This window comes from Candidatus Collinsella stercoripullorum (assembly GCF_027669965.1).
GTDB lineage: Bacteria > Actinomycetota > Coriobacteriia > Coriobacteriales > Coriobacteriaceae > Collinsella > Collinsella stercoripullorum.
The window spans coordinates 13,853-16,314 of record NZ_JAQECM010000052.1; the positions used below are offsets into that span (position 1 = coordinate 13,853).

The following is a 2,462-nucleotide window of genomic DNA, read 5'->3' on the forward strand; positions in this document are numbered from 1 at the left end:
AAGTACTCGCGCATGTTCGGGCCCTCGATATCCAAGTACCTACTCGCCGTGGCGATGCGGTTCAGAATCGAGTCGGCCATCAGCTCACCTTCGATGCGAAGGTACCACTCCTCGGGCTCCAGCTGCGAGGCTATGAGCGTCGCCCGTTTGCCCTCGCGCGCTTCCATGATCTCGAAGAGGTCGACGGCGTCTTGGGTGCTGATGGGCGTCGTCATGAAGTCATCGACGATCAGCAGCTTGATCGTCTTGAAGCGGTCCATCTTCTCGAAGTAGGAGCCGTCGGCATGCGCCCTGGCGCGGTTGAGCTCCATGAACATGTCCGCCATGCGCGTGTAGGTGACGCCGTGCAGGTTTCGGCAGGCCGAGTTCCCCAGCGCCTGGCACAGGTAGCTCTTCCCGCAGCCCGTCTTGGAGATTATGACGAGCACCTCGTTGTCCTCGACCCACTTGCAGCTGGCGTAGCGGGCGACGCGGTCGCGGCTGAGCTTCCGGTCGGGCAGGTAGACGATGTCCTCCACACAGGCGGCGGGCAGCTTGAAGCCGGCCTCGCGGTTGAGCTTGGCAATCTTGCGCTCCCTTCGCGCCGCTGCCTCGGTCTCCAGCAGCTCCGCCATCTTGTCCTCGAACGTCATGTCATCGTAGGCGGGGTCGTCGATCATCTCGCGAAGCTTGTCGCCCATCGCCCTGACCCTGAACTTCCTGAACAGGTCGAAGTGCTCCTCAGTTAGCATCGCGATTCTCCTTCCTACGGTAGGCATCCGCGCCGCGCAGACGCCCGGCATGCGCGGCACGATCCACAAGCTGCCCGTTGCTTGCAGCTGAAGGGGCGGCACTAGCCCTGGCGGCCTGTTTGCGCTCCGTATCGGCTTTGATGGAAAGAATCATGTTCTTCACACCTGTGTAGCTGGGAAGAGCACCCAAGGCGTTGACCTGCGCGCATGCAGCCTCGAGCAACTGCGGGGTATAGCGTTTTGACAGCCCCAGGATGTTGCGGCAAGGGACGAACGCCTGCTCCACCACCGTCCTGCTGTCAAGCACGCAGGTGATAGCAGCCTCGGTCTCGGGGCCAATCTTTGCAGCCCATGAAATGAAGCGGTCCCTAGACCACGGAGATCCAACATCGCGATGGTTTGGCGGCATGTGATCTTCAAAAGTCTCGTACTGGTTCTTCTTGCCGGTCATGCGCTTGTGCTCGCAGACGAGCTCGCCGTCGTCGTAGACGGCCACCTTGCTCGCGGTGACCTTGGCCTCGAGCGTGCGGCCGATCAGCGCGTAGGGCACCGAGTAGTGCATGTAGTCGATGGTAATGTGGTAGTCGGGAGAGACCACGGGATAGCACCACCTGCACATCTCGTAGCGCTCCGGCGGCAGCGGCAGGAGCTGTTCGGCTTCCTCGGCCTCGAACAGCTCCCCGCGCGACCCGTCCCTCGCCGAGAACGGGCGGCTGTTGAGCCATGCCACCCGCCCGGCGCAGAACTCGTTGAACTCCTCGAGCGTGTAGAAGCGCATCTCGGATGACGGCGCCACGATCCACTCCTCCACGAGGTTGACGGTCCCCTCGGCCGTGCTCTTGTCGCGCGGCCTGCGCACGCGGGCGGGGACGACGGCAGTGCCATAGTGTTCAGCAAAGCGTTCGTAATCCTTGTTGATGAGCGTCTCGTAGACCGAGCCCCTGTCAGTGGAGGTGGCGCAGTTGTCAGGAATCAGCATGCGCGGAACACCGCCGAACATCTCAAAAGCAGCCATGTGACCCTCAAGCCACGACTGCTGACGCATGTCCGTGAAGCCGCGAGCCCAAAACAGACCAGAAAAAGGCAATACCACGACGAGCACATACACCTTCGTCGTCTTGCCGGTAATCCTGTCCGTGAGCTTGGCAACATCACCTGCCCAGTCTATATAGGCCTTCTCGCCTGGGGTGTGTTTGAAATGCCGGGTCGCGCCTAGCTTGTCGGCCTCTGCCGAGAACTGCTCGCAGAAGCTCTGGTACGAGTACGCGAGCTTTTCGTGTGCGAGCGCAGCGGAGCAGTACTCCTGCCAGAATTGCTTGACGAGGAGCTTGTGGCACTTCTTCTTACGTTCGACGTAGAGCTTCATGTCCGGCTGCAGGTAAGCATCGTTTTTCTTACTGCCGCGGCTCTCCCTTGGGAAGAACGCGTCCTCGACCATAATCGGATCCATGCCAAGGATCGCCTCGTAGGTCAGGTTGTGCTCCTTGATCGCCTTAGCCGCCTCTGAGACGTCGCGTTTGCTGACGTGCAAGACGGCTGCAACCTCGCCTTGGCTGTTTCCTCCCCTCAGCAGCATCAGGAGGATCTTCTTCATCTTTGCCATAGGCATTCCTTTCCGTCTGGGGCGCCCCGGATTGGGCGCTTGCGACGGATTCTATGGCGGTACCGTAATTAGCTGATTTGCGGTACCAGAATTTGCTGACTCTCAGTACCAAGAGCGCTTACTACTCA

Annotated in this window: 2 protein-coding genes; both read right to left on the reverse strand. The window is 60.5% G+C overall.

Annotated features, from left to right (window positions below):
- On the reverse strand, positions 1-731 hold a 731-nt coding region (locus PHA29_RS08995), incomplete at its 3' end, for an ATP-binding protein (protein WP_270849264.1).
- Positions 721-2,334 carry an IS21 family transposase gene (istA, locus tag PHA29_RS09000; protein ID WP_270849266.1) on the reverse strand — a complete coding sequence of 538 codons (1,614 nt, stop codon included), beginning with the start codon at positions 2,332-2,334 and terminating at the stop codon, positions 721-723. The genes istA and PHA29_RS08995, both read right to left, overlap by 11 nt.
- Between the last annotated feature and the right edge of the window lie 128 nt (positions 2,335-2,462).